Source organism: Peribacillus sp. SIMBA_075 (assembly GCF_046534585.1).
Genome location: NZ_JAWRYN010000002.1, coordinates 83941 through 108976, shown reverse-complemented (window position 1 = coordinate 108976; position 25036 = coordinate 83941). Strand labels below are relative to the sequence as shown.

25 protein-coding genes are annotated in these 25036 nt (G+C 42.4%); 5 read left to right on the top strand and 20 right to left on the bottom strand.

Going from position 1 to position 25036, the window contains the following annotated elements:
* Positions 1-2 precede the first annotated feature (2 nt).
* Complete coding sequence (gene proC, locus SB775_RS02260) at positions 3-848, top strand: pyrroline-5-carboxylate reductase (RefSeq protein ID WP_061463958.1); 846 nt, start codon at positions 3-5, stop codon at positions 846-848.
* Between the two features lie 141 nt (positions 849-989).
* Here the strand turns inward: proC and SB775_RS02255 are convergent, their stop codons facing one another.
* Positions 990-1421 (bottom strand): VOC family protein, encoded by a 432-nt coding sequence (locus SB775_RS02255; protein ID WP_410860390.1) that lies wholly within the window; start codon positions 1419-1421, stop codon positions 990-992.
* A 286-nt stretch (positions 1422-1707) separates the two neighbouring features.
* Here SB775_RS02255 and SB775_RS02250 point away from each other — a divergent pair, with 286 nt between their 5' ends.
* Positions 1708-2262, top strand: a complete 555-nt coding sequence (locus tag SB775_RS02250; RefSeq protein WP_410860389.1) for a MerR family transcriptional regulator — start codon at positions 1708-1710, stop codon at positions 2260-2262.
* 173 nt (positions 2263-2435) lie between these two features.
* Here SB775_RS02250 and SB775_RS02245 read toward each other — a convergent pair whose 3' ends face one another.
* From SB775_RS02245 to rnz, 5 genes are all read right to left on the bottom strand, one after another.
* A complete protein-coding gene (locus SB775_RS02245) occupies positions 2436-3230 on the bottom strand; it encodes an ABC transporter ATP-binding protein (protein WP_061463961.1) in 795 nt (264 codons plus the stop codon).
* Positions 3205-4236, bottom strand: a complete 1032-nt coding sequence (locus SB775_RS02240) for an ABC transporter permease (RefSeq protein WP_089361464.1) — start codon at positions 4234-4236, stop codon at positions 3205-3207. The genes SB775_RS02245 and SB775_RS02240 overlap by 26 nt, the downstream gene beginning before the upstream one ends.
* A gap of 32 nt (positions 4237-4268) precedes the next feature.
* Positions 4269-5264 carry an ABC transporter substrate-binding protein gene (locus SB775_RS02235; protein WP_061463963.1) on the bottom strand — a complete coding sequence of 332 codons (996 nt, stop codon included), beginning with the start codon at positions 5262-5264 and terminating at the stop codon, positions 4269-4271.
* A gap of 206 nt (positions 5265-5470) precedes the next feature.
* Entirely contained in the window at positions 5471-6289 is an 819-nt protein-coding gene (locus SB775_RS02230) for a squalene/phytoene synthase family protein (RefSeq protein ID WP_089361465.1), read from the bottom strand.
* Positions 6290-6361: 72 nt separating this feature from the next.
* Complete coding sequence (rnz, locus tag SB775_RS02225; RefSeq protein WP_410860388.1) at positions 6362-7294, bottom strand: ribonuclease Z; 933 nt, start codon at positions 7292-7294, stop codon at positions 6362-6364.
* A gap of 231 nt (positions 7295-7525) precedes the next feature.
* Here rnz and zwf point away from each other — a divergent pair, with 231 nt between their 5' ends.
* Complete coding sequence (gene zwf, locus SB775_RS02220; protein ID WP_318686025.1) at positions 7526-9025, top strand: glucose-6-phosphate dehydrogenase; 1500 nt, start codon at positions 7526-7528, stop codon at positions 9023-9025.
* 50 nt (positions 9026-9075) lie between these two features.
* Here zwf and SB775_RS02215 read toward each other — a convergent pair whose 3' ends face one another.
* Positions 9076-9237, bottom strand: coding sequence for a hypothetical protein (locus SB775_RS02215; protein ID WP_155727338.1), 162 nt, complete (start codon positions 9235-9237; stop codon positions 9076-9078).
* 303 nt (positions 9238-9540) lie between these two features.
* Here SB775_RS02215 and SB775_RS02210 point away from each other — a divergent pair, with 303 nt between their 5' ends.
* The gene (locus SB775_RS02210; RefSeq protein WP_089361468.1) at positions 9541-9714 is read left to right on the top strand and encodes an asparagine synthase; all 174 of its coding nucleotides are present in this window, start codon (positions 9541-9543) and stop codon (positions 9712-9714) included.
* Between the two features lie 56 nt (positions 9715-9770).
* On the opposite strand, the gene gndA is transcribed toward SB775_RS02210, so the two are convergent.
* The 5 genes from gndA to mce form a co-directional block, all read right to left on the bottom strand.
* The gene (gene gndA / locus SB775_RS02205) at positions 9771-11183 is read right to left on the bottom strand and encodes an NADP-dependent phosphogluconate dehydrogenase (protein ID WP_410860387.1); all 1413 of its coding nucleotides are present in this window, start codon (positions 11181-11183) and stop codon (positions 9771-9773) included.
* A 41-nt stretch (positions 11184-11224) separates the two neighbouring features.
* Positions 11225-12499 carry a DNA polymerase IV gene (locus SB775_RS02200; protein WP_410860386.1) on the bottom strand — a complete coding sequence of 425 codons (1275 nt, stop codon included), beginning with the start codon at positions 12497-12499 and terminating at the stop codon, positions 11225-11227.
* A 581-nt stretch (positions 12500-13080) separates the two neighbouring features.
* Complete coding sequence (locus tag SB775_RS02195) at positions 13081-14202, bottom strand: tripeptidase T (RefSeq protein ID WP_089361470.1); 1122 nt, start codon at positions 14200-14202, stop codon at positions 13081-13083.
* 227 nt (positions 14203-14429) lie between these two features.
* The gene (locus tag SB775_RS02190) at positions 14430-15980 is read right to left on the bottom strand and encodes an acyl-CoA carboxylase subunit beta (protein ID WP_410860385.1); all 1551 of its coding nucleotides are present in this window, start codon (positions 15978-15980) and stop codon (positions 14430-14432) included.
* Positions 15977-16399 carry a methylmalonyl-CoA epimerase gene (gene mce, locus SB775_RS02185; protein ID WP_089361472.1) on the bottom strand — a complete coding sequence of 141 codons (423 nt, stop codon included), beginning with the start codon at positions 16397-16399 and terminating at the stop codon, positions 15977-15979. The genes SB775_RS02190 and mce overlap by 4 nt, the downstream gene beginning before the upstream one ends.
* Positions 16400-16569: 170 nt before the next feature.
* Between mce and prli42 the strand changes: the two genes are divergently transcribed.
* Positions 16570-16665, top strand: coding sequence for a stressosome-associated protein Prli42 (gene prli42, locus SB775_RS02180; RefSeq protein ID WP_155727341.1), 96 nt, complete (start codon positions 16570-16572; stop codon positions 16663-16665).
* Positions 16666-16708: 43 nt separating this feature from the next.
* Here prli42 and SB775_RS02175 read toward each other — a convergent pair whose 3' ends face one another.
* The 8 genes from SB775_RS02175 to scpA form a co-directional block, all read right to left on the bottom strand.
* Positions 16709-17224 carry a L,D-transpeptidase gene (locus SB775_RS02175; protein WP_061463972.1) on the bottom strand — a complete coding sequence of 172 codons (516 nt, stop codon included), beginning with the start codon at positions 17222-17224 and terminating at the stop codon, positions 16709-16711.
* 31 nt (positions 17225-17255) lie between these two features.
* Complete coding sequence (locus SB775_RS02170; protein ID WP_089361473.1) at positions 17256-18245, bottom strand: aromatic acid exporter family protein; 990 nt, start codon at positions 18243-18245, stop codon at positions 17256-17258.
* A 193-nt stretch (positions 18246-18438) separates the two neighbouring features.
* Positions 18439-19161, bottom strand: coding sequence for an amino acid ABC transporter ATP-binding protein (locus tag SB775_RS02165; protein WP_061463974.1), 723 nt, complete (start codon positions 19159-19161; stop codon positions 18439-18441).
* On the bottom strand, positions 19154-19813 hold the full coding sequence (locus tag SB775_RS02160; RefSeq protein ID WP_061466139.1) for an amino acid ABC transporter permease: 660 nt from the start codon (positions 19811-19813) through the stop codon (positions 19154-19156). Before SB775_RS02160 ends, SB775_RS02165 begins: the two co-directional genes overlap by 8 nt.
* 129 nt (positions 19814-19942) lie before the next feature.
* Positions 19943-20746, bottom strand: coding sequence for a transporter substrate-binding domain-containing protein (locus SB775_RS02155; RefSeq protein WP_176431790.1), 804 nt, complete (start codon positions 20744-20746; stop codon positions 19943-19945).
* A 324-nt stretch (positions 20747-21070) separates the two neighbouring features.
* Complete coding sequence (locus tag SB775_RS02150) at positions 21071-21508, bottom strand: BrxA/BrxB family bacilliredoxin (RefSeq protein WP_061463976.1); 438 nt, start codon at positions 21506-21508, stop codon at positions 21071-21073.
* Positions 21509-21716: 208 nt separating this feature from the next.
* Positions 21717-22844, bottom strand: coding sequence for a methylmalonyl Co-A mutase-associated GTPase MeaB (gene meaB / locus SB775_RS02145; protein ID WP_089361474.1), 1128 nt, complete (start codon positions 22842-22844; stop codon positions 21717-21719).
* Positions 22844-25036, bottom strand: a complete 2193-nt coding sequence (gene scpA, locus SB775_RS02140; protein WP_410860384.1) for a methylmalonyl-CoA mutase — start codon at positions 25034-25036, stop codon at positions 22844-22846. Before scpA ends, meaB begins: the two co-directional genes overlap by 1 nt.

Genomic DNA, 25036 nt, shown 5'->3' with positions numbered 1-25036 from the left:
ATATGAAAAAAATCGCATTTATCGGGGCTGGATCAATGGCAGAAGCCATCATTTCGGGGCTGGTGACTCAACAGGTAATTGATCCAGCAAATATTTTTGTAACAAATAAATCCAATGATGACCGGTTAAATTATTTAAAGAAAGAATACGGTGTAACTGCCACAAGATCGCTGCAGCAATTAGTACAGAATGCAAACCTTGTCGTACTGGCGGTGAAACCGAAAGATATTTTAGAAACGATGCAATCAATAAAAGAATACATTCGCGAAGAAATGCTGTTCATTTCCGTGGTGGCCGGGGTTCATACAACAAGTTTGGAAGGAGTCGCCAACAAACAGTTCTCAATCGTCCGAGCCATGCCTAATACATCGGCAGCTGTAGGAAAATCAGCAACTGCCCTTGCGGCTAATGGTCACACGAAAGAAGCGCAATTACAAACGGCGATTACCCTTTTTGAAACGGTAGGAACCGTAGCTGTCGTTGGCGAAGCCCAGCTAGATGCGGTAACAGGCTTATCAGGAAGCGGGCCGGCTTATATATATTACTTGGTCGAAGCATTGGAAAAATCAGCAGAAAAAATAGGTCTCGATTCCGAAACAGCGAAGCAATTGATTCTCCAGACACTGATGGGTGCGGCCGATATGTTACAGAAATCACCTAAAACGCCTGCCGTGCTAAGAAAGGAAGTAACTTCACCAGGCGGAACGACTGAAGCAGGTCTGAAAGCACTTCAAGCACATCAAGTGCAAGAAGCATTCATTGCCTGTGTACAAGAGGCGACTGAGCAATCGAGGAGAATGGGCAATCAAATAAGTAAAGAACTTGCCAAGCATGTAGTTTCACAGTAAAAGGCACATGATGATTACCAGCTGTTGCCTAGCCACTCCCGTATAGGCAGTGGCTAGGCAACAGCCCTTTTTATGATCCAACTCCTGAAGGCATAGGGAAGGCCCATGCCTTTTGATTTTCCAGCCCTTCCGCAGTGCGCGTTACTTTATAATGAGCATATCCGTTTCATCAAAACTCCAATCCTTCGAATACGCAACCTCCCAATAGTAACCATCGGGGTCTGAAAAATATCCGCTGTATCCTCCCCAAATAACATCTTGAGGTGATTTCTCGATCGTTCCCCCGGCCTTTTCAGCCTTGTTGATCACTTCATCCACTTCTTCTATTGATTTAGCATTATAAGCGAGCGTAAGCCCCGGGAAACCATGTTTCTTAGGCGGTGCTTTCTCATTAATGTCCTTTGCTAGCTCCTCTAAAGGATACAAAGCAAGTTTCGTTCCTGCATTATTAAAAAAAACGATTGCTGGTTCTTCCTCTTTTATCGATGTGCAAAATCCCAACCCATCCCGATAAAACCTTAAGGATTCATTGATATCCTTAACACCTAAAGTTATAAGGTTAATTCTGTTCATACTATTCCTCCTTTTTTCTTCTTCAAAGGGTAATTCGACATATGAATCATTTTCCCTTTATAGTTTGATTGACCATCAAGCCACACCATCACAAATGCTTCTTCTTAAATCTCCTAACAAGGCATACCATTTGCCAAAACCGGCTCCAAGAGTATTCCTTCTCGGATCGGTCCTCATGCAAATTACGTAGGAAATCCACTTTCTTTGCCGAATGAATACTTGTTTTGTCATCTGTAAAGGAATTGTCTCATACTTATCGAATTCAACAACAAAAGGGGGAATCTCGATGAATACAAGTGCAGTTGCCCGGTTACTGAATGTTTCCCATAGTACGATTCAACGCTGGGTCACCCAATTGAACATGGAGGTAGAACGGAATCAGCTTGGCCACTATCAGTTTTCAGAAGAAGACATTGCATTATTGAGAAAAATCCAAGATCAGCTGAACGAGGGCATCATTCTCCAAAAGGTCAGTATATCAGAGAAAAAGATTAGAAAAGCAACCGGCCAGAAACACTCCGAAACGAATAAAGAACATGATCAACTGATAGAACGAGTCGTCAGGCTTGAAAATGGACTGAAAACAAAAGCGGACGATGTTGTATCCTATCAACTTTTACAGCACAGAAGTGAAATGGAAGAAATGCACAAGCTCGTTAAAAAGCTCGAAGCTCGTATCGAAGCGTTAGAAACACCAATTGTCCAGCCATTTGATTATTTCCTCGCGGCTGAAGAAGCTGCTGCCACTAAAAAGACGAAAAAAAGGCCATTCATAAAAATGATTTTTGGAAATAACAGAAGGAATGATAGTTCATCATGGAGCACAGCAGACAGCGATTAACATCGATTATATTCAAGATCGTTAATGAGCACCCCACCATAACCATTTTTCCTAGCTCAAGTACTTCTTCGGCATTCGTGTAGTAAATAGAGACCTGATCTGATTAATTACCCCAAAAATAAAAAGGCCAGGACCCAAGATTTATCTCACCTGGGTCGGGCCTTTTCATCATCTTAAATCAACACTGCACGGTCATTGAGCATTTTTTCGCCTTTGATGCGCTGGAATTCGTTAAGCAGCTTTTCAACGGTTAGCTTTTGCTTTTCAGCGCCTCTAGCTTCAAAAATGATCTGTCCCTTATCCATCATGATCAAGGAATTTCCAAGATCGATGGCCTGCTGCATATTATGGGTCACCATCAACGTCGTTAACTGGTTCTTTTCAACGATTTCCTTCGTCAGATTTGTCACAAGCTCTGCCCTGGAAGGATCGAGTGCTGCTGTATGTTCATCAAGAAGCAGGATTTTAGGATCGGTGAAGGTCGCCATCAGCAATGAAAGTGCCTGGCGCTCCCCACCTGATAATAACCCCACTTTTGCAGTCATCCGATTTTCCAAGCCTAAATGAAGGGTACCCAAACATTCTTTAAAAAGCTCTTTCCGTTTTTTTGTCACCCCGAAGCCCAAACCTCTTCTGTTGGTTCTGCCATATGCAATCGCCATATTTTCTTCAATCGTCATATGTGGTGCCGTCCCCAGCATCGGATCCTGAAAAACGCGGCCAATCATTTTAGCACGGGCATGTTCCTCAATGGCCGATACGTTTTCCCCATCAATGATGACTTCACCGGCATCAGGGAGAATCTTGCCGGATATCATGTTCATCAGCGTCGATTTACCTGCTCCATTACTCCCGATGACTGTTACAAATTCGCCTTTAGTCATCTGCAGTTCAAGATTCCCAAGGGCTAGCTTTTCATCTGGTGTCCCTTCATTGAAGACCTTATAAATCTGATTTAACTGAAGCATATCCTTCTCCCCCTTTCGATGAAGTACCACCATGGCGCATCTGTATTTCTTTGAGCCGCCTTTTCTTTCGGCTTTTTTCCTTTTGTTTATCGGTAATTTTCGGAATGACAAGTGCCCCGACCACAATAAGTGCCGTAATTAATTTAACATCACCTGTATTAAGGAAATCTACGCGGAGTGCCAAAGTTACGACGATCCGGTAAATGATCGCTCCTCCAATGACCGCAAGTGTCGCACGTGCAATCGTTTTTGAGCCAAATAATGCTTCGCCAATTATAACGGATGCCAATCCGATGACGATGATTCCAATCCCCATGCCAATATCGCTAAACCCGTTATATTGGGCAACCAAGGATCCCGAGAAAGCCACAAGTGCATTTCCGATTGCAAGTCCCAGGATTTTCATGTTTCCTGTATGGGCGGAAAAACTCTTGACCATTGCTTCATTATCACCCGTCGCACGTAAAGCAAGACCGATTTCCGTTTTTAAAAAAGCTGACATTCCAGCTTGAATGATTAAAGCCACAATCAACATAACAATTAGTATGGCCCACGTTTTGGGCAAGCTATCACCGAGGCCCACGATCGTTAAAAGACCATTCAACACATTGTCCACCCCTGTGCCAGCCCAGGCATCCTGAATATTCGTGATGATGGTTGTTTGGGAAAGCAACGGAATGTTGGATGCACCCATGATCCTTAGGTTGATGGAGTAAAGTGCGATCATCATTAAGATACCTGCAAGGAGTGGATTGATTTTCCCTTTCGTATGAAGGAAACCCGTTATTGTGCCAGCAATGAACCCGGCAACCATTGCACTCAACGTGGCTATGATCGGCGAGAAACCGTTAACGATCATAATGGCGGCAACAGAGGCCCCTGTCACAAAACTGCCTTCAACTGTCATATCCGGGAAGTCGAGAATCCTGAATGTTAAATAGACACCGAGTGCCATGATCGCATAAATCATTCCCGACTCAAAAGAGTTGAATAAGGCTGAGAACATATTTTTCTTCCTTCCCCGAACAAAAGCAGAGTTTATTTTACAAACTCAGCATCTGCTTTCCATTCTTCTTTTATTTCAACACCCATATCTTTTGCTGCCTTTTCATTGATGACCAATTTTAGTTTTTGTGGATATTGAACCGGGATATCTCCGGGTTTTTTGCCATCCTTCAGGATTTCAACCGCTTTTTGCCCCGCTTCATAACCAATATCATAGTAACTGAAGCCATAGGCTGCAAAACCACCCGCATTCACGGAATCCAACTCGCCAACAAACAAAGGGATATCTTTATCATCTGCCACAGAAATGACCGATTCCAGTGCCGAAACAACTGTATTATCAGTAAAGATATAGAAAGCATCCGCTTTTCCGATTAATGATTCCGCTGCCTGTTTAACATCTGCAGAAGTTGAGACAGATGCCTCCACAACTTTCAATCCCGCTTTTTTCGCTTCCGCTTTCACATTTTTTATTTGGACGACGGAATTTTGCTCCCCTGTATTATAAACGGTTCCAATTGTCTTGGCGCCAAGTTCATCTGCTAGGAATTTCATTGACTTGGCAATTGCTTCAGGATGGGAATCCGTCGTACCCGTCACATTTCCGCCTGGCTTATCCAAAGATGTAACAAGCTCCGCCGCAACAGGATCGGTAACCGATGTAAAAACGATTGGAATATCCTTGGTCGCATTTAAAGCGCTTAGGGCACTAGGAGTGGAATTCGCAAAAATCAAATCCACTTTATCCCCAACAAAGTTATTGGCGATCGTTTGACTGTTATTTTGGTCACCCTGTGCAATTTGAAGATCATATTTGGCATTGATGTCGCTATCCTTCAATGCCGCCTGGAATCCTTTATATGCCTGATCCAGGGAATCATGCTGTACGAATTGTGATACCCCAATGTTGAAGGTATCCTTTCCGCCTTCATCCTTCGCCGCATCTTTTTCCTTGTCATTTCCACACCCAGCCAATAATAACCCTGCGACCAATGTCATAGCTGCAGTTGAATATAATTTCTTTTTCATATTTTCCCCCGCCTTTTTTCTTATTTAAGACTATGTCTTTCTAACGAAGCCAGCATTTTCGCTTTTATGTCCTAAATTATAATCGTTTAGTCCCAATTATCCAATATATATTTTAACTTTTTAGAATTTTTCGAGTTTTAAATGTAAAACATCAAAAAAAGCTGCTGTGAAAGGTATGATGACTTTCACAGCAGCTTAATGGAATATCAGTGTTCGACTACTTGATTAACAATTTCGGTAACTGTAGCACGATCAATTTTTTCTTTGCCTTCTTTTAAGGCCTTCAATGTGGCTTTTGCCAATTCCAAAGGTATTTTACAGAATTGGATGATCTCTTTCGTTTCAATTTCCCCAATGTACGCATCGGCTAATGCAAGATTATGTTCCGTATGGGCAAGCATCTCATCGAAACCCCAGCCATCCGGATAAAAGTTCACACCACGTTCTGCATCCTCCTCACGGTTACGCAGGATATTGACCGTTTGGAGTCCACGGCCAAATGCGATGGCAAGTTCACGGTCCGTTTCCGTTCCATCGTACCAGTTCCACATATCGGACAGCATGACGCCAACTAAACCCGCAACATAATATGTGTAATCATCGAGCTCTTCTTCATTATGAATTTGCCAGTCCTTAGTAACCCATTTTGCCATGCCTTCGGCCATTTCCTTTGTCGACTCCAAGACTTTGGCTTTTGCACCGGGAGGACAAAATTGAATCCAGTCCGAAAGAAGCAGGGTCACTTCGGGCAGAAAATCCTTATATGGTTCAAATAACGATTGAAGTTCTTCTTCCCTATGATCCGCCCCAAGCAGCTCGCTTAGAGCATGTAACAGGGTAACCTTAGTATCTGCAGGCAGATCGGGGTGGTCTTCGATCTCATCGATGGCGCGCATGCAAAGGTATGCAGCTCCAATTGCCTCCTGTAATCCCTTCGGAAGATAGCTGATTGGAATGAAAAAAGTCCGGCTTGTTTTTAAGAGAAAATCCATTGCTTTAGTATGTAGGCTACTTTGGTCAGTCATATTTACACTCCTTTAAATATCCAATGAACAATTGATTAATTATATCAAACATTCTCTTTGATTTCAGCTACCCTATTCCTTTGAATATAAAGGAACTTTAATGGCCATTAGATCTTCAGCCATGATCGTGTTTGCGAAGATAGCTTCGCTTTCCTTCCTTAACCTCTGTGAATCCTCTGGAGTATACCGTGAGCTGATATGAGTAAGGATTAGATGCTTAGCTCCCGCTTTCAAAGCCGTTTCTGCAGCCTGAACCGTGGTCGAATGATAATAGGCGGATGCCATTTCAGATTCTTCTGCTGAAAATGTAGCTTCATGAACAAGGTAGTCCGCTGAATCAGCAAGAATGAGAGCATTGCTGCACACACGCGTATCACCCAGAATCGTGATGATCCGGCCTTTTTGCGGAGCACTTAGATAATTCTTCCCATTTAAGATACGGCCGTCATCAAGACTGACCGTTTGTCCATTTTTCAATGCTTTAAAAAGCGGACCCGGCTTCACACCTTCTTGAAGCAGCCGATCGACGAGCAAGCTTCCCTGGCGATCCTTTTCTATAATCCGGTAACCGATACTGTAGATGCCATGATCCAGCGCCATGGCCGTCACTGTGAATTGTTCGTCCTCAAATGCTACGCCTTCCTCTATTTCAATGATTTCCAATGGATATTTTAAATGAGTGCCACTCACCTGTAAGCTCGTCTTAATAAATGCATCAATGCCATGCGGACCATATACGGTCAATTTATCCACTCCGCCCTGAAAAGATCTGCTGCTTAAAAACCCAGGTAGTCCGAAGATGTGATCACCATGCAAATGGGTGATGAAAATTTTTTCAATCTTTCGCGGTTTGACTGCCGTTTTTAAAATTTGATGCTGTGTTGCTTCACCACAATCGAATAACCAAACCGTCCCGCGCTCTTCCAATAATTGAAGAGCGATTGATGTCACATTACGCGCTTTAGCCGGAACGCCAGCGCCTGTACCTAAAAAAACAAAATCCACGATACTACCTCCGTTGCAAATACTTTATGACTTAACTATAGCATAATCAAAGGTGCTCTTTCATTTATGCCCCATTAAAACCGAAACAACATTAAACTTTTAATGAAATATGAGAAAAAAAATGCGCAAATTGATTGCTTTGAGGGAAAGCTAAACGTAGAATTAGAAATTGGTACACAATCGGGAATTCCAACTTTATAGACAGATTTAACGGAAAGTTGAGGTTTTAACATGACAGAAAACAATAAACCCACAGCATTGATTATGATTTTTGGTGCTACCGGAGATTTAGCGAAAAGGAAACTGTTTCCTTCCATATATCGACTATTTCAAAAAGAGAAAATCAATAAATTCGCCGTCGTTGGAGTAGCAAGGAGATCATTGACGAACGAAGAGTTTCAAACAAGTGTCAAGGACTCCATACTTAAGTTTGGACATGCGGAAGAAAAGGTAGACGAATTCATTTCCCATTTCCATTATCACTCCCATGACGTAACTAGCTCGGAATCATACCTCCAGTTAAAAGACATTGCCGAAAATTTAGACGGGCAGTACCATTTAGAAGGAAATCGGATCTTCTATTTAGCGATGGCACCTGAGTTTTTCGGAACGATTGCCGAACAGATTAAAGCTCAAGGCCTGACTGATTCGACTGGATATAAGCGCCTGGTCATCGAAAAGCCATTTGGGCACAGTTTCGAAACTGCTCAAAAATTGAATGAGCAGATTCGAACTGCATTCGCTGAAGATGAAATCTACCGTATCGATCATTATTTAGGAAAAGAAATGGTTCAAAATATTGAGGTCATACGTTTTTCAAATGCCCTATTCGAGCCGCTTTGGAATAACAGATATATATCTAACATCCAGGTTACTTCAAGTGAAACGCTTGGTGTTGAAGAACGTGGGCGTTATTATGAAACTAGCGGTGCCCTAAGGGATATGGTCCAAAACCATCTGCTGCAAATGGTTGCCTTGCTTGCCATGGAACCCCCGATCGCTTTGACAACCGAAGAGATCCGAAGCGAAAAAGTGCGGGCATTGCGTTCACTTCGACCTATGAAGGTGGACGAAGTCAATCAATACTTCGTCCGTGGCCAATATGGTGAAGGAACGATAGGCGGTCAAGCGCTTCCGGCATACCGCAATGAACATAACGTAAATCCCGAATCCAACACAGAGACCTATGTTGCGGGTAAATTGATGATAGATAACTTCCGTTGGGCCGGTGTACCTTTTTATATCCGTACCGGTAAGAGAATGGATGTCAAATCAACGAATATCGTTGTACAATTTAAAGATATCCCAATGAATCTATATTATAAAACAGAAGAAACGTTAAACCCAAATCTTCTCGTTATCCATATCCAGCCAGACGAAGGTATCACATTGTACTTAAATGTCAAGAAATCCGGGACGACATCCAATACAAAGCCAATGAAGCTGACCGTCTCGAACAAAGGGATCGAACACATCAATTCCCCCGAGGCATATGAAAAGCTATTGTTTGACAGTATGCGCGGAGATGCTACAAACTTCACTCACTGGGACGAGGTTGCCCTCTCATGGAAGTTCGTCGATACCATTTCCGATGCATGGGAAAATACTAAAGAAGAATCTTTCCCTAATTATGAAGCAGGATCCACAGGTCCACTTGCATCCGATGAACTCCTGGCAGAAGATGGACATATTTGGTGGCAAATCAAGAAAAGCGAAAATAATGATGATTGATAGGATATCAAGAAGGGATGCAGATTTGAATTCTGCATCCCCTTCTTCATTCATGAAACATTCTTCCTGACCAATTTCTCCCGGATAATATGAAACATTTCCTTGGGCTTTGACATTTCTTCATCTCTTTCTAAATTAAGCCAAAATGAAACACCCAGTTCTAAGACAATGAATAATAAAAAAATGGCTACAGCCAACCAGATGATGAACATTAGTCATCCGCTCCTTCTCTCTTATCTGCCTACTGTATCCTATGGTCCGTCCATGGCTTTCAATGTTTATATTTCCTTTTCCGCAGGTGTTTAAACCTAAAAAGATGGATGGATGAATGACATACATCATACTACATTTCCATAAAAAAGGAAATAAACCAACACTATTTACACCTAGTTCATTTTTACCCTTTCCAACCTTTTGGACCCTTTATAGAAAAAGAATGGTAAGGTCTTGCTGAGGTTACACTAGAAAAGGTGCAAGTAATGGCACCACTAACTTCGATGTGGGGGGATTATCGAATGGACATTCGTGAAGGGCTAATTCCAACAGCGTTGGGCACAGCCGTGACAGCTGCTGGTTATGCAATGAAGCAGAACCGGCGCTCAAACAAAATGGTGGCTAATACGGTATTTGGTTTCGGTTTGGCACATATTGTATTAGGGGTCATTGACCTTGTGGAGCATCGGAGATAGTTTTTTTTAAAAAAGCCGGCTTAAAAGGGAATTCCCTTTTAGCCGGCTTGAACTTATTATTTTTCCATCCATTCGGTATGGAATGTTCCTTCTTTATCAATGCGTTGATACGTATGAGCTCCAAAATAGTCACGTTGGGCTTGAATTAGGTTAGCTGGCAGCGTTTCTGTACGATAGCTGTCGAAATAGGCAAGTGCTGATGACAAGCAAGGAACCGGAATTCCGTTCATCACTGCCGTTGACACTACCTCACGTAGAGCTCCTTGATAGCTTTCGGCAATCCCTTGGAAATAAGGATCAAGAAGCAGGTTGTTCAAGTTCGCTTTACGATCGAACGCTTCCTTGATTTTTTGAAGGAATTGTGCGCGAATGATACAGCCGCCACGGAAAATCATCGCGATTTCGCCATATTGCAAGTTCCAGTCATTTTCTTCTGATGCTGCTTTCATTTGTGCAAATCCTTGTGCATATGAACAGATTTTGCTCATATAAAGTGCTTTTCGGATACTTTCAATCAAAGCCTTTTTGTCGCCTGTAAATGATTCGGCTTTTGGACCACGAAGGATTTTACTCGCTTCAACACGCTCGTCCTTGATTGCTGAGATAAACCGGGCGAATACGGATTCCGTAATGATTGGAAGCGGAACACCAAGATCAAGCGCACTTTGACTTGTCCATTTCCCTGTTCCTTTTTGGCCCGCTTTATCTAAAATGATATCGACCATCGGCTTGCCAGTTTCTTCATCATATTTTTTGAAAATATCAGCAGTAATTTCAATTAGATAACTATCAAGTTCCCCTTCATTCCATTCAGTAAAGACTTCATGGAATTCTTCAGCGGACAGCCCAAGAAGATTTTTCAAAAGGAAATAAGATTCTGAAATCAATTGCATGTCCCCGTATTCAATACCATTATGTACCATTTTCACATAATGACCTGCTCCATCCGGTCCGATATACGTACAGCAAGCATCACCATCGACCTTAGCTGAAATATCCTTCAAGATCGGTGCAACCAGTTCATATGCTTCTTTTTGACCCCCAGGCATGATGGATGGACCTGTTAGAGCCCCTTCTTCCCCTCCTGAGACGCCTGTACCGATGAAATGGATGCCAAGCTTGCTTAATTCGTCATTACGGCGCTGAGTGTCCTTGAAGAAGGTATTTCCTCCATCAATAACGATATCCCCTTTTTCAAGTAACGGTTTTAATTGCTCGATTGTCGCATCTGTTGCAGCACCAGCTTTAACCATCAATAAAATTTTGCGTGGTGTTTCCAAAGAATGGACGAATTCCTCAAGCGTGTATGCGGCCGTTACGTTTTTACCTTCCGCTTCCTTCATCATTTCGTCCGTTTTTGCTCCTGAGCGATTATAGACGGAAATTGAATATCCTCTGCTTTCAATATTAAATGCAAGGTTCTTGCCCATTACCGCTAGTCCGATAACGCCAATCTGTTGTTTTGTCATGATCATCTTTCCCTTCTCTATATCTTTACACAGCTTATACGCTATTCTTTTTCAAAAGAAGGATCATTCCTCCTGGATTGCTCAAAGAAATCTTTGCTGAAGCTAGTGTCCGTTCCAATCGAACGGTTCTTCAAGGGTAATCCCTTTTTAATAATATTTTCTCCGTACTTATTTTGCAAGTGTTCCATCGCTTCATACAGAGGTTCTTTTGCTGCATCCTCTTGAAAGGAGAAAATATCCAGCTGTTTGAAGGCTGACTCTTTCTCTATGACATCATAGGCAGTGACACCAAGGAGTCTGATCCCTTCCCCATTCCAATTTTTCATAAAGAGATCTGTAGCTCCATCCAGGATATCCTTTTTTTCAAAAACAGGATTAGGAACCGTCCTGCTTCTCGTTATAGTGCGGCGGTCTTTGTAACGGATCGTCACTCCTATTTTTTGACCAAGCAGGCGTTTATTTTTCAAACGGATGGCTACCCTCTCAGAAAGCTTTTCCAATACACCGATCAATTCTTTTTGATTTGTGGAGTCATGTGGCAGAGTTGTTGAGTTCCCAATGCTTTTATGATCAAAAATCGCTTCGGGATCCACAATCCTGGGGTCAATTCCATTAGCCCTATCTTTCAAACGGATGCCATTGATCCCAAGAAGCTGTTTCAGTTGACTATCATTGGCAATTGCAAGGTCCCTGATCGTCATTATGCCGATGGTTTTAAGCTTTTCCGAGGTCTTATCCCCGATTCCATGCATTTCGTTCACTTGTAAAGGCCAGAGCTTTTCCGAAATATCCCTTTTCCTTAATATGGTGATTCCCATTGGCTTCTTCATATCAGAGGCAGTTTTGGCCAAAAATTTATTAGGGGCAATCCCGATGCTGCAAGGGAGATCCATCGTATTCAAAATTCTTTCCTGAATGCTATTGGCTATATCTAAAGGTGAACCCAATTCGGCGCATTCACTAATATCCAGATACCCCTCATCTATCGAAACCGGTTCAACCATCTCTGTATATTGCCTCAATACATTGAAAATAGCCAGTGATGCCCTTCGATAACGCTCGAAATTCGGTTTCTGAATGACTAATTGAGGACATAGTTTTTTCGCCTGCCAAATCGGCATGGTCGTTTTAACCCCGAACTTCCTCGCCTCATAGCTGCAGGTGACGATTATGCCTCTTCTCTCTTCAACATTGCCTGCAATCGCAAGCGGTTTGCCTTTCAATGAAACATCATATGACATTTCAACTGAAGCATAGAAACTATTCATGTCTACATGGAGAATGACCCTGCCATTTTTGGGATACATGTCCTTCATGTTTGACCGTCACATCCTTGTAAAAATAAAAAACACCGGATAATAGGGCCAATAAAAAACCATTTCTTTTAAGATACCCCTATTTATCTTTGGTAACCACAGTGAAAGATAATGCAAATCCAAGAAAAACAGCCATCATGTCATTGATGACTGTACATAAATTCCAGCAATACTTGAACAAAGATGATACGAGTTTTTAAGGATCAATGATTGTAATCAAACGGCTACCCCATTGGCAACACCCTGCATATATTCAGTTTATTGATTGCCTGGCTGGACTATGTGTCCGGTGGGGAGGACACCCGTCCATTTTGCAATCCACCTCTGTTCATCATTGCCGAGAGCTGATTTACCTGGATATAATACCTCATTCATATATCAGTGGTAATAATTCATTCCTGACATTGCCCATTCCAGCAACAAATCCTTGCTAGGGGGAATCAATTATATGGCATCAGATTTCTCGATGGAAATCACGGATTGAAATCGGTAAAGCACATTCCTCATTTCCAACAAGAAATACGGCCACCTTCTTTAGATTTACTCAGGAAACTCTCTTCCGGATCTATTTTTCGATTTAATTATTCCCCGGATACTTCTTTGATGATACTGACAACCATTTCAGCAAGCTTCGTTAATTCCTCAACGGGTATTCTTTCATTCGTAGTATGGATATCTTCATACCCCACTGCGAGATTGACAGTAGGAATCCCAAAACCTGCAATGACATTGGCATCGCTTCCGCCGCCGCTTTTAACCAACTCGCATGGACGACCGATTTTCTCTGCTGCCTTTCTTGCGACCTCGACTACATGATCGCCAGCCCCATATTTAAAACCAGGATACATGACGTTAACTTCAACTTCAGCCCGTCCGCCCATTTCAATGGCGGCAGTCTCGAATGCCTCTTTCATTCTCGCCACTTGTTTTTCCATTTTTTCAGGAATCAAGGATCTTGCTTCCGCAAGGATTTCAACATGGTCACAAACAATATTGGTTTGCTGTCCACCTTGGAAACGTCCGATGTTGGCTGTCGTTTCCTCGTCGATCCGGCCTAACGGCATTCTTGAGATCGCTTTGGAAGCGATCGTAATTGCCGAAACTCCTTTTTCAGGGGCGACACCAGCGTGAGCAGTCTTGCCTAAAATTATCGCAGACACTTTCGCCTGAGTAGGTGCAGCAACGACGATATTGCCAACTTTCCCATCACTATCAAGAGCAAAACCGAATTTTGCCGTTACAAGTGAGCGATCCAATGCCTTTGCCCCTATCAAGCCAGATTCTTCACCGACTGTTATGATAAATTCGATTGTCCCATGCTCGATATTCTGTTCTTTCAACACTTTAAGCGTTTCTAACATGACCGCTAATCCAGCTTTGTCATCCGCTCCTAAAATGGTCGTTCCGTCTGACACTATGTATCCATCTTTGATGGAAGGCTTGATTCCGTTCCCAGGTACAACCGTATCCATATGGGAGGTGAAATAAATGGTATCTACGCCCTCTTTCATTCCTTTTAAAGTACATACTAAATTGCCTGCACCATGACCCGTAACTGCTGTTGTATCATCTTCAAAAACCTCTACACCCAGTGCCTCGAATTTTTCTTTCAGCACTTTGGCGATGGCTGCTTCATTTTTCGTTTCGGAATCAATCTGGACCAATTCCATAAATTCACTAACTAAACGTTCTTCATTAATCATAAAATAAAACCTCCAAAAAAAGTTTTCCTCTTTAATTATACTTCTAAAAGCGGCGCCCCGGCAAATAATGTGAAATTGAGGAACCGTGCTTAAATGGAATGCTGGTCATCCCCCGTCCAAAGTTCCCCTTAAAAAGGGTGAATGATAACATATAAATGGGTTTACGAATTCTTCCCAGTATGGAAAAGAGCCCAAAATAGATATATTTCGGGCTCCTTGCAGTTGGATCATAACGGGATATTGCCGTGTTTTTTCCATGGACGTTTTTCTTTTTTGTTGCGAAGCATTTCAAGTGATTGAATGATCTTAATCCTTGTTTCCCGGGGATCAATTACATCATCTACCATTCCAAGACTTGCAGCAACATATGGATTAGCGAATTTATCACGGTATTCTTCTATTTTTGCCTCACGAGTCGCTTCAGGGTCTTCACTATTTTGAATTTCACGGGCAAAAATGATATTTGCCGCTCCAGCCGAACCCATTACCGCGATTTCCGCATTTGGCCATGCAAATGTTAGATCAGCACCGATGGATTTACTATTAAGGGCCACATAAGCTCCTCCGTATGCTTTACGCAGGATGATTGTCAATTTTGGTACTGTTGCTTCTGAATAAGCGTATAGCAGCTTTGCACCGTGACGGATTATCCCGCCATGCTCTTGTTTAACGCCCGGGAAGAAGCCTGAAACATCTTCAAACGTAATTAACGGAATGTTAAACGAGTCACAAAAACGGATAAAACGGGCAGCCTTATCAGATGAATCAATATCCAGTCCCCCTGCCAATACTTTTGGCTGGTTACAGACAAGTCCCACTGATTTCCCTTTGATTCGCGCTAAGCCGACCACTATGTTTTTCGCAAAGCCCTCTTGCACTTCCATGAAGGAACCCTCATCGACAATTTGCTCCAATACTTTCCGAACATCATATGGACGGATCCCTTCATAAGGGACTACATCCGTTAAGTCCGGACGGTAGTCATCCCCATCGTCCGTTTCCAAAACCGGCGGCTTCTCTTCATTGTTTTGTGGAAGATAGCTCAGGAGACGTCTAACGTCGGCCAATACTTGTTCTTCTGTCGCTCCCTTGAAATGCGCATTACCGCTTATGGTATTATGTACAGTCGCTCCACCCAATCCTTCAGATGAAATCTTTTCACCCGTAACCGTTTCAATGACTTTAGGTCCTGTTATGAACATTTGGCTCGTTTTTTCAACCATGAAGACAAAGTCGGTTATGGCTGGAGAATAAACGGCTCCGCCTGCACAAGGTCCCATAATAACGGAAATTTGTGGAATGACGCCTGAATAAATGGAGTTCCGATAAAATATTTGTCCATAACCGTCAAGGGAAACAACACCTTCTTGAATACGCGCTCCACCAGAATCGTTCAAACCTATGAAGGGGGCCCCATTTTCCGCCGCCAAATCCATAACATTGGCAATTTTCAGAGCATGCATTTCCCCTAGTGCACCGCCAAATACAGTAAAGTCCTGGGAAAACAGATAAATGTCGCGGCCGTTTACCTTTCCATAACCGGTGACGACCCCTTCTCCCGGTCCTTCTTCCTTTTCCATGCCAAAATTAGTATTACGGTGTTTGATGAAAGGATTAAGTTCAATGAAAGTTCCCGGATCAACTAAAAGCTCGATTCTTTCCCTTGCAGTAAGTTTGCCCTTTTCATGCTGCTTATCGATTCTTTCTTCACCGCCGCCCATTTCCACTTTTCGGCGTCTGTCATATAAGTCATTGATCGTTTCATATATGTCTGTCATTCCTGCTCCTCCTTTGATCCGGCTCGTTCACAAAGCTCAAACAATACACCTGCAGTAGACTTGGGATGAACGAAAGCAACATCTGCTTTGTGTGCTCCCTTTCTTGATGAATCATCAATCATGCGCAATCCTGATTCTTTAATTTCTTTAATTCGATCTTCGATACTATCGACACCAAGGGCCACATGATGAATCCCTTCACCGCGTTTATCAATGAATTTGGCGATTGGACTTGAAGGTGACAACGCTTCCAATAACTCCAAACGGGTATTGCCTGCCAAGATAAAGGCCACTTTTACGCCTTGGCTCTCCACTGTCTCTATTCCTTCAAGTTCCAAGTTCAGCGTTTCCGTGTAAAGTGGTAAGGTTTCATCAAGTGACTTGACGGCAATACCAATATGATCGATATTTTTAATCATCATTCATCCCCCCATGTTATGTATTATGGATGACTCTATTAAAATACTATTAATCTTCCATTGAAGCCTTTCAAGATTCGGAATAATATGAACATTGTACTTTTACTTGTTTCTACTAAACGTTCAAGTTAAAATAAAACCAATTAAACTGTTTGAGGGAGAGAGAGCATATGGGAAATAAAAAAATAAGAAAGATCGTCGTGTATTTAATGCTTATCTCGATGTTGTTGACGACCTTATTATCAGGTATCGCATTTCTTTTATAATAAATATCGGAATGAGAGGGAAGCAAAGACTTCCCTCTCTTTTTTATTTTATCGCTCCGTTTTTCTTTGCCAAAGTTTTGAAATCATCGTTCGACTTGGTGATTAACACCTTTGTGCCGATAGGGACTTTTTCATACAAACGCTCTACATCGGCTTTATGCATCCGTACACAGCCATTTGAAATGAATTTACCGACTGACGACGGTTGATTCGTACCATGTATCCCGTAAATCCTGCCATCGGTATTTCGTGCATCAAATCCAATCCACCTCGATCCCAAAGGGTTCCTGGGATCGCCGCCCGGAATATTCTTTTTTCGATAATAGGGATTGACCGCTTTTATTTTAACCGTGAAAATCCCTTCAGGTGTCAATTCCTGACTCTTCCCAGTGCCGACCGGCAGAATCTCCTTGACCTCGTTATCATCAATGAACGCCAATTTATTGTTGGCTTTATTGATGATGATAAAAGGATCTCCCGGCTTAACCGATTGAGGTTGAGCTTGTACCTGTAGCGGCCACAAAGATAGCATAAGCAACAAAGAAAGGATCCATTTCATTTATATCAATTCCTTTACTCTTTTGCTTAGTTTAAGCCATGTGCCTCTTTTTCATTCGGTTATTGGCCAGCTTGGGTAACCCCTTGAAGGAATGCTTCAACAATAAATAGCGTTCCATTTCCTTCATGAGCTGCAGTAATGCGGCCCTTGATTCAAACTCTTCCCGTGTCTGTGGAAGTGCCATTCCCCTAAAATGCAGCTCCATTTCTTCAAGCTTTTTCAGATAAAGAATGGCCGTATTTTGTGGATGGACGTTTTCTGCCAGGTCCTCAATAAAATCAGCCACTATCCCGCTTTGCTTGACGACCAATGGAATATTCGTGACTAGAGGAAGAATGCGTTCAATTATTTCAAATTGCTTTTCACGCATTTTGAAATAATGGTAATACAGGTCTTCTTCCCTTAAGAAATGATTTTCCACGTCCCTGAAGGCAAGGCTTTTGGCTTGGTTAAGAAGATTGGCTGTTTCAGTAATTTCCTTACCATCCCATGTGTGGTCATTATCCCTTAAATAGCGGACAATCCCCATCAAGATCGCACTAAAGTTAGTTTCGATACTTTCCTGATAGGCAAGCAGTTTTTCATCGACACTGGGCATGTACAGATTCATGACAAGTGCAACTCCAACTCCAACGGCAATTAATATCGTTTCATTGATCAGCAGGGAAAAAGTGATGTTGCCAGCTCCATAAAGATGCATGATGATGACGCTGCTCGTTACAATTCCCTCATTAATCTTCAAGGCAACTGTCGTAGGAATGAAAATCAAAAGGATCAACCCTATTGTCAGCGGATGGAACCCGATGAAATGAAAAAATAGGGATGCATAGACCATTGCGATCAAACAAGCTAAAAACCGGTGCCAGGAGGCATCCACCGACTTCTTTTTTGTAACTTGAATGCATAAGATCGTTATGATTCCCGCAGCCGAAAAATATTCCAGGTTAAGCATTTGCGCGATAATAATTGCCAGGGTAACCCCCAAAGCAGTTTTAATCGTCCTGTATCCGATTTTAAACATTGTTATGTATCACCTGGCTCTTTCGCTATCTATTATAATACTATCAGGATTTCAGATGTTTTTACAGTCCTTTGTGAATGAAATTCCCAATTTTTCAAAATCCATTCACTCAAAAATACATTATAGGAATAAAATAAAAAAAGGTAACCTAGTCGTTACCTTTTTTTTATAATTATATACTATTTGCCTTGGCTTATAAAACTTTTTCCAAGAAGTCTTTTGCACGCTGGCTTTTCGGATTGGAAAAGAATTCTTCCGGAGCACTTTCTTCGACGAGAAGACCCCCGTCCAAGAAAAGTACACGATCGGCCACTTCTTTGGCAAATCCCATTTCATGCGTTACGATAAGCATGGTCATCCCAGTATGTGCCAGTGACTTCATTACCTCGAGCACTTCTTTTACCATCTCAGGATCAAGAGCTGAGGTCGGCTCATCGAAAAGCATCACTTCCGGATTCATTGCCAATGCCCGCGCAATGGCGACCCGTTGTTTTTGTCCGCCTGATAGACGATTCGGATATGACGATTCTTTATCGGCCAAACCGACTTTAGTCAAGAGCTCCCGAGCTTGTTTTACTGCTTCAGCTTTTGATAATTTTTTCACCTTCATCGGTGCATATGTCAGATTCTCCAGGACGGTTTTATGAGGAAATAAATGAAAATGTTGAAAAACCATTCCTACATTTTCACGCACTTTCATGATATTGGTCTTTTTTTCAGTGATGTTTTGATCTTTAAACCAAATTTGACCATCAGTTGGAGTCTCAAGCATATTGATGCAACGCAAGAAAGTTGATTTTCCCGAACCGGATGGGCCGATGATCGCTAACACTTCACCCTGCCCTATCTCGGTGCTGATGCCTTTTAATACCTCGAGCTTACCATAATTTTTTTTGAGCTCATCAATTTTAATCACTGCGTCTCATTCTCCTTTCAATCACTTTGCCTAAGATGGTAAGAACCATAACCATCACATAATAAATGAGACCGGCAAATAAAATCGGCTCGAAGAATTTATATGTCTCACCGCCGACAATATAAGAACGGCGCATGATATCCCCCAACCCAATAATTGTGACAACGGCTGATTCCTTCGTTAAGGAAATCACTTCGTTCACAAGGGACGGCAGGATATTCTTGATGGCCTGCGGAAGTATTATATTAAGCATCATCCCTGAATAGGGTACCCCAAGTGCAAGTGCAGCCTCACGTTGCCCTTTATCTACCGCTAGAATGCCTCCCCTGATAATCTCAGAGATGTATGCGGCAGAGTTTAGCCCGAATGCTAAAAATGCTGCTTGGAATGCTTCGATTTGAATCCCTAATATTTGCGGTGAACCAAAATAAATCAGCATTAATTGCAGCACTAAAGGGGTACCGCGGAAAATGGATGTATAAAAGTCAGCAATCCAATTTAAGGGCTTGATTCTACTGATTTTAAGTATAGATAATAATATTCCCAAAACAAAACCGATTACAGCCGCAACCGCTACAACCTTTAATGTAGTCGGTATTCCCTCCAGGATATATGGAAGGGAGGGTATAATCCTATCAAATTCCAGATTCACTCCATTCATCCTCTCTTATGAAGGCCGTTATCATGGGCCTTCCTCCTGCTTCATTTAATGTCAATAAAGCGCGGAAAAACGTTCAGAAGGCATATTGCATCTCTTCTGAACGCTTTTCCTCTCTCTGTATTATTCGGTTTCGCTGCCACCGAACCATTTTATTATTAATTTTTCCATTTCACCATTCTGTAACATTTTTTTCAATTCGGCATTGAATTCGCCAGTTAACTTGCTTCCTTTTTGGAAAGCGATTGCCGAACCGGCATCTTCTTCACCAGATTTGATCACATAGCCCACCAAATCTTTATTATCTTTCAAATAGCCTTTTGCCACAGTATCTTCCATGATTGCGGCGTCAAAACGTCCCGTGGACATTTCTTGAACAACCTCTGGAATACGATTCCGTTTTTCAATTTTCATCCCGGTCTTTTTGGATTTATTCAAGTCGTTTGCCAATGTCTCCTGAATGGATGCAAGCTGTACCCCTACCGTTTTCCCTTTTAAATCTTCAACAGTTTTGATTTTACTGTCCTTTGTCGTGATGATCATGTTTTTAGCTGTATAGTATATATCACTGAAATCAACGGATTGTTCACGTTTTTCTGTTGGAGTCATTCCAGAGATAACGAAATCGACCGATTTATTTTCCAGAGCTGGAACAAGACTATTAAAGTCAATGTCCTTCACTTGAACCTCATAACCTAATTTTTTACCGATTGCTTTAGCGATATCAATGTCAAATCCTTTTATTTGATCACTTTTAGATGTTTCAACATATTCAAATGGCGGATAATCCGCAGATGTTCCCATTACCAGGACCTTTTTGTCTTCTTTGCCAGCTGTGTTTTTATCTTTTTTCTCAGATGTTCCGCATGCTGCTAAAATACCTACTAATAACACAGAAGTAAGCAACAATGCTAACTGCTTTTTCAACTTCATTATTATTCCTCCAAAATGATATTTTCAATTCTCTTGTTATTAAATTTGGTTTTAGGATAAATTAATTAATTTGCATAACTAATATTCATACACTAATGTGTATTTTAACACACTCTAATAATTATTCAATAACGTAAAAAATAGATTTACTTTTCGAAGTATTCACTCAATTAACCTTCCCCATTTCGCACTTTTTCTCCAGAGGGGATATATCTGGCTTCCTTATCTATCTTCTTTCCTAAATGTTCCTTATTTATGCAAGTTCATGAATAAAAAAAAACCCGTCGATTGGCGGGTTTTTTTGCTTATGGCTATAGCTTACACTTCTTCGCAATATTGATCGAAGTAGTCTTGTAATTTTTCAACTACGGACATCGGGTGGTGCCCTTCAATTTCATGGCGTTCTATCATAGTGATGATTTTTCCATCTTTCAGCAATGCAAATGATGGGGATGACGGTGGATACCCTTCGAAGTAATCACGGGCTTTTTCCGTCGCCTCCTTATCTTGCCCAGCAAAAACAGTTACAAGCTGATCAGGGCGTTTATCATTATGAATCGCATGAGCTGCTGCAGGTCTAGCTATTCCCCCAGCGCAGCCACAAACGGAGTTGACCATAACAAGTGTCGTTCCTTTTTGTGCAAATACCTCTGCTACTTCCTCGGGAGTAGTCAATTCTGTATATCCAGCAGTCTTAATCTCATCGCGAGCCTGTTTGACTACGTCGTTCATTAAAAAATTAAAATCCATATTCATGGTATGTGCCCCTTCCAAGTTTTCTCTTCAATCCTATCATAACAATTGCCACTTCGTGATTCAATAAATTTACCTGCTAAAGGTGGATAAAGGGATCTGAAACATGTTTAAAACGAAAAGGAAGCGGGAACCATGTGTGTAACAACAAGAAAACTTCTTACAAAGGGATGGGGCATGAGAAACAATTCAAGCCCCACCCCTTTCCTGTTTAATTTGACTTAAACGTATCAGTAAAAAATTGAAAGACTTGCTTAACAGCAGTGGTGACCGTTTTATTCCCTGACATCACTTCATTCTCCAAAATAGGGAGAAGACCTTTGACGGTTTCATTTTTATAGAACATCGTTTTAAGTTGGTGATCCATTAATGAATAAAGCCATTCCTTAGATTGCAGTCTTCTCCGTTCTTGAAAAACACCAGATTCCTTGGTCATAGCGGAAAATTCATTCAATACATCCCAAAGCTCTGGAATTCCTTTACCGGTTATGGCAGAACAAGTATATGCCTTTCCTGCCCATCCCTTTGTTGCCGGCTGAAGGAAGTGCAAGATTCTACTATATTCGGACTTTGTCCTAATCGCCAACGGAATGTTCTCTCCGTCCGCTTTATTGACCACAATTCCGTCCACAAGTTCCATGATCCCTTTTTTCATCCCCTGTAATTCATCCCCGGCACCGGTTAGGACAAGGAGCATGAAGAAGTCGACCATGCTTCGTACTATAGCTTCACTCTGGCCGACACCAACAGTTTCTATCAGGATGACATCAAATCCCGCCGCTTCACAAAGCAACATCGTTTCCCTTGTTTTGCGGTGAACTCCTCCTAAGGTGCCTTCGGATGGTGAGGGCCTTATGAAGGCACGGGGGTTTCTTGCCAGCTCCTCCATCCTCGTCTTATCACCTAGGATACTTCCCCCGTTGATAGAAGAGCTTGGGTCGACGGCTAGAACAGCAACCTTATGGCCCCTGGCACATAAGTAGGATCCAAACGTCTCGATAAACGAGCTTTTCCCTGCACCTGGCACTCCGGAAATCCCGATTCGAATCGAGTTCCCTGTATGAGAAAGGATGGAATGTAATAATTCCTGTGCAGGATCGAAGTGGTGGGGTGCATTGCTTTCAATCAGTGTAATCCCTTTAGCAAGATTGGCCCTATCCCCTTTTATGATTCCCTCTTTAAGTTCATGGATCGGTATGCTTACATTTTGTTTTTTGACGAATTTGCTTTTTGAAGCTTTGTTATGACTGGCTGCTAATTCTACACCTGGCTTTAATGAAGAAGCAAAACCTTCCTGATTGTTAAGATCGACCCATTCCGGCTTCTTGTCTTCACTCATTATTGGACCACTTCCTCATATCCGAGGCGATTGTATATTTCCTGAAGCACTTTTTTCGCTGCCTGTGGAATGACTGTACCAGGTCCAAAAATGGCTGAAGCGCCATTTTCCATTAAGTAATCATAATCCTGTGCAGGGATGACGCCGCCGACGATCACTATGATGTCTTCACGGCCCAATTTCTTCAGTTCCGACATAAGCTGCGGCAACAATGTTTTATGACCGGCAGCAAGCGAACTCATTCCGACAACATGCACATCATTTTCCACGGCCTGTAAGGCGGTTTCTTCCGGTGTTTGGAATAATGGACCGATATCGACATCATAGCCTAAATCCGCAAACCCCGTTCCTACTACTTTAGCTCCACGATCATGACCGTCCTGACCCATTTTAGCCATTAACAAACGCGGTCTTCTTCCTTCATTTTCAAGGAACTCTTCCGTCATGCGGACGACTTCCTCAATTTCCGCTTCTTTTGAGTATGCCGAGCTATATACGCCGCTGATAGAACGGATCGTTGCTTTATGACGTCCAGCCACCTCTTCGACCGCATCGGAGATTTCACCTAGTGAAGCCCGTACTCTTGTAGCTTGCACAGCCAGTTCAAGCAGGTTACCTTCGCCTGTTCTAGCAGCCCTGGATAGCGCCTGAAGAGCTTCATCCACCTTTGCCTGATCACGCTTCGCTTTTAATTCGCCCAAACGCTTAAGCTGACTTTCGCGAACTGCGGTATTATCTATCTCCAGTATTTCAATCGGATCTTCTTTTTTCAAACGATATTTATTGACGCCGACAATCGTTTCATCCTGAGAATCGATTTTAGCTTGACGCTTTGCAGCCGCTTCCTCGATCCTCATTTTTGGAAGGCCGGTTTCGATTGCCTTTGCCATTCCTCCAAGACCTTCGATTTCTTCTATGTGAGCCCAAGCCCTTTCGATTAATTCATTAGTGAGCGATTCTACATAATATGAACCCGCCCATGGATCGATTACCTTTGTGATACCGGTTTCCTCCTGCAGATAAAGCTGTGTGTTACGTGCAATGCGGGCCGAGAAATCAGTTGGCAGTGCAATGGCCTCATCCAGTGCGTTCGTATGCAGGGACTGTGTATGTCCCAGTGCGGCCGCATGAGCTTCAATCAGGGTCCTTGCGACATTATTAAACGGATCCTGCTCGGAGAGGCTCCAGCCGGAGGTTTGGGAATGAGTCCTCAATGCCATCGCTTTATTATTTTTCGGTTCGAACTGTTTCATCAGTTTTGACCAAATGAAACGAGCCGCCCTCATTTTCGCCACCTCCATGAAATAGTTCAATCCTACAGCCCAGAAGAATGACAGGCGTGGTGCAAACTTATCGATATCAATACCTGCCTTCATGCCGGTACGTGCGTACTCAAGACCATCAGCCAATGTATAGGCCAGTTCGATATCCGCCGGCGCCCCCGCTTCTTGGAGATGATAACCCGAGATGGAAATGGAATTGAATTTCGGCATATATTTGGAGGTATACTCAAAAATATCAGCTATGATTTTCATGGACATTTCAGGTGGGTAGATATACGTATTCCGGACCATATATTCCTTTAAGATGTCATTTTGAATCGTGCCCGAAAGCTTATCCTGCGTAACGCCTTGTTCTTCAGCTGTCACGATATAAAAAGCCAGGATAGGTAATACTGCACCGTTCATAGTCATTGATACGGACATCTGATCCAGCGGAATCCCGTTGAAAAGGATTTTCATGTCAAGGATGGAATCAATGGCAACTCCCGCTTTCCCCACATCACCGACAACGCGTGGATGATCGGAGTCATAACCACGGTGTGTGGCTAAATCAAAGGCAACTGAGAGCCCTTTTTGCCCCATCGCCAGATTACGTCTGTAGAACGCATTGGATTCCTCAGCAGTCGAAAAACCTGCATACTGGCGTACCGTCCAAGGACGATTGACATACATCGAAGGATAGGGCCCCCTTGTAAACGGAGCGATGCCTGGGACACTTTCCATATGCTCCAATTCGCGATTATCTTCTTTAACATAAAGCGGTTTGACTTTTATTTGTTCATTGGTTTCAAACAGAAGGTTATCGATATTTTGCCCAACGGCTTTTTCGGCTTCTTTTTTCCATGCTTCTACCGTCCCTTTAATCTTAGCCTTGGCAGGATTTATAGCAGAAAAATTCGGTTTTTTCAT

Excerpts from the sequence above, each read along its gene's own strand:
- SB775_RS02175 (WP_061463972.1), bottom strand. The coding sequence starts at position 17,224 with ATGAAATGGATCCTTTCTTTGTTGCTTATGCTATCTTTGTGGCCGCTA.
- SB775_RS02150 (WP_061463976.1), bottom strand. The coding sequence starts at position 21,508 with ATGAATATGGATTTTAATTTTTTAATGAACGACGTAGTCAAACAGGCT.
- SB775_RS02255 (WP_410860390.1), bottom strand. The coding sequence starts at position 1,421 with ATGAACAGAATTAACCTTATAACTTTAGGTGTTAAGGATATCAATGAA.
- meaB (WP_089361474.1), bottom strand. The coding sequence starts at position 22,844 with ATGAGTGAAGACAAGAAGCCGGAATGGGTCGATCTTAACAATCAGGAA.
- gndA (WP_410860387.1), bottom strand. The coding sequence starts at position 11,183 with ATGACAAAACAACAGATTGGCGTTATCGGACTAGCGGTAATGGGCAAG.
- SB775_RS02170 (WP_089361473.1), bottom strand. The coding sequence starts at position 18,245 with ATGTTTAAAATCGGATACAGGACGATTAAAACTGCTTTGGGGGTTACC.
- prli42 (WP_155727341.1), top strand. The coding sequence starts at position 16,570 with ATGGGAAATAAAAAAATAAGAAAGATCGTCGTGTATTTAATGCTTATC.
- SB775_RS02235 (WP_061463963.1), bottom strand. The coding sequence starts at position 5,264 with ATGAAAAAGAAATTATATTCAACTGCAGCTATGACATTGGTCGCAGGG.
- SB775_RS02190 (WP_410860385.1), bottom strand. The coding sequence starts at position 15,980 with ATGACAGACATATATGAAACGATCAATGACTTATATGACAGACGCCGA.
- SB775_RS02215 (WP_155727338.1), bottom strand. The coding sequence starts at position 9,237 with ATGTTCATCATCTGGTTGGCTGTAGCCATTTTTTTATTATTCATTGTC.
- scpA (WP_410860384.1), bottom strand. The coding sequence starts at position 25,036 with ATGAAAAAACCGAATTTTTCTGCTATAAATCCTGCCAAGGCTAAGATT.
- SB775_RS02200 (WP_410860386.1), bottom strand. The coding sequence starts at position 12,499 with ATGAAGGACATGTATCCCAAAAATGGCAGGGTCATTCTCCATGTAGAC.
- mce (WP_089361472.1), bottom strand. The coding sequence starts at position 16,399 with ATGATTAAAAATATCGATCATATTGGTATTGCCGTCAAGTCACTTGAT.
- SB775_RS02230 (WP_089361465.1), bottom strand. The coding sequence starts at position 6,289 with ATGACTGACCAAAGTAGCCTACATACTAAAGCAATGGATTTTCTCTTA.
- SB775_RS02195 (WP_089361470.1), bottom strand. The coding sequence starts at position 14,202 with ATGATTAATGAAGAACGTTTAGTTAGTGAATTTATGGAATTGGTCCAG.
- SB775_RS02210 (WP_089361468.1), top strand. The coding sequence starts at position 9,541 with ATGGACATTCGTGAAGGGCTAATTCCAACAGCGTTGGGCACAGCCGTG.
- SB775_RS02250 (WP_410860389.1), top strand. The coding sequence starts at position 1,708 with ATGAATACAAGTGCAGTTGCCCGGTTACTGAATGTTTCCCATAGTACG.
- SB775_RS02245 (WP_061463961.1), bottom strand. The coding sequence starts at position 3,230 with ATGCTTCAGTTAAATCAGATTTATAAGGTCTTCAATGAAGGGACACCA.
- SB775_RS02240 (WP_089361464.1), bottom strand. The coding sequence starts at position 4,236 with ATGTTCTCAGCCTTATTCAACTCTTTTGAGTCGGGAATGATTTATGCG.
- zwf (WP_318686025.1), top strand. The coding sequence starts at position 7,526 with ATGACAGAAAACAATAAACCCACAGCATTGATTATGATTTTTGGTGCT.
- proC (WP_061463958.1), top strand. The coding sequence starts at position 3 with ATGAAAAAAATCGCATTTATCGGGGCTGGATCAATGGCAGAAGCCATC.